General features: G+C 67.7%; 2 protein-coding genes and 1 pseudogene. 2 read left to right on the forward strand and 1 reads right to left on the reverse strand.

Translation table 11 applies throughout. The annotated features are described in order from the left end of the window. Positions 1-95, reverse strand: a pseudogene (locus tag ACWDU1_RS32020) (DUF309 domain-containing protein); the annotation flags it as partial. Between the two features lie 391 nt (positions 96-486). On the opposite strand from ACWDU1_RS32020, the gene ACWDU1_RS32025 reads away from it, so the two are divergent. Both ACWDU1_RS32025 and ACWDU1_RS32030 read left to right on the forward strand, forming a co-directional pair. Beyond that, complete coding sequence (locus tag ACWDU1_RS32025) at positions 487-744, forward strand: DUF397 domain-containing protein (RefSeq protein ID WP_450004161.1); 258 nt, start codon at positions 487-489, stop codon at positions 742-744. 123 nt (positions 745-867) lie between these two features. Next, positions 868-1,848: wax ester/triacylglycerol synthase domain-containing protein (locus ACWDU1_RS32030; protein ID WP_450004162.1), on the forward strand; the 981-nt coding region annotated here is incomplete at its 3' end.

Raw genomic sequence — 1,848 nt, forward strand, 5'->3', positions numbered from 1 at the left:
ACACCGGGGCTGCCCGGCGGTAGTGGGCGGCCCAGCCGGTCGCGGGGCCGGGCGTTGGCGGCGCGTCCCTGATCGTCGCGGTCGCGTTCGGGCATGGCGCCATCATGCCGCTCGACCCGGCACGACGGGCGTCAGGGGTATTGACAATCGATAAACGGGTAATCACGTAACAATCACACCGGACCATTAGCGGAAGCCGCCGATTTTCGAGCAAAATCATACTTATAAGTGCGCAATTACGCAGCAATACGGCATCTTAGCAGGATTGGCAAACCTGTTGGCGCAGTTGGCAAGAGCTCGGCAAATCTTGGACGAACCTGCTAGTGTCGAAAGTGCGGGGCAAGCTCACAGGGGCTTTTGGTCACCGCGTCAGATGTGTTCGCGGAATGTGCGAGTCCGATCCTGGCAAACCGGATATTTGCTCGCTATCTGCGCGTGCATCGGTGTATTCGGTGTAGTCCGCCGGATACCAGCTAGTCAGGAACTATGCAGGAATCGAATCTCATTATCGACGCAGCGAAGGAGTGCAGTGCCGTGAAGGTGGATATGACGGGTGCTGTGTGGCGGAAGAGTTCATACAGCGGCCCGGACGGGAACTGCGTGGAGGTGGCATTTCTCGGAGACGGCAACGTAGCGGTCCGCGATACCAAAGACCAAGGTAGCGGGCCTGTGCTGGCCTTCGCGCCCGGCGATTGGGCCGGCTTTCTGACCGGAGTTTCGGCCGGAGAGTTCCACAACGCCTGATCTTTGTACCCATAACGGGCAGAGCGACCCCGGGCCGATATGGCCCGGGGTCGTTGCACGTGCATTCGTGTGTACACGGCAGGCCCTGCCGCGGCCGTGCGGGGCGTCGCTAGGGTCGGGCCGATGATCCCGCTGGCACCCCCGGACGCGACGATGTACTGGCTGTCGCGACGCGTTCGCAACGATCAGTTCCTGCTGTACTGCTTCGCGGAATCCACCTGGACCAGCGCCGACATATTCGCCGAGCTCGCCCGACGCAGCGCATCGATCCCGGAACTGGGAGTCCGGCTGCGCGTGGACCCCACCGGTCTCGCCATGCCCGCCTGGGTGCCCGCCGCCGCGGACCCGGCCCGGTTCGCCGAGCACACCCTCGACCACCCCGGCTGGCCGGCGCTGCTCGCGGCCCTCGGCGAGCTCGTGAGCACCGGAGTCGATGCGACCCGGCATCCCTGGCGCATCCACGTCTTCCGGCGTATCCGCGACAGCCCCGCGAGCGATTCCGCCGTGACGGTGGCGGTCCTGCAGATCTCACACGCCCTGGTCGACGGCCGGGGAGCATCCGATATCGCGCGGGCGCTGTTCGCGGCGCGTCCGCACCGCCCGCGGACCCCTGCGGATCGGCCCATTGCCGCACCGGAGCCACAACGCGGGGCGGAAGTGCGGCGTTCGCTCATGGCGGCCGCCACCCTGCCCGTTGCCCTGGCCCGCACCGTCGGGCGCGGGGTGCGGGCCGGTCGTGCGGGATCCGAACTGGCCCGGCTCACCGCCACGGGCGCGATCCCCCCGCCCGCACCCGGATATCCGCCGGGCCCGCTGAATGCGCCGGCGGTGGTCGGCGGACATGTTGTGCGGCTGCTGGTCTGCCCGGCCGAGGAGTTCCGGGTGCCCGGGGCGAGTGTGACCGTGGTGGGACTGACCGCGATTTCGATGGCGCTACAGCGCTACCTGCGGGAACGTGGCGCCGACAGCCCCCGGTTGGGTGCGCAGGTGCCGATGGCGATGCCGCCGCGACCGGGGGTCCGCAACAACTATCGCGGACTCGGCGTCGATCTGGCCGTCACCGAACCCGACCCGCGCCGACGGGCCGCCCTGATCGCCGCCGAG

It is taken from the genome of Nocardia sp. NPDC003345 (genome assembly GCF_053589395.1).

What these genes read in the sequence shown, in the direction of transcription:
- ACWDU1_RS32025 (WP_450004161.1), top strand. Translation starts at nt 487, where the DNA reads ATGCAGGAATCGAATCTCATTATCGACGCAGCGAAGGAGTGCAGTGCC.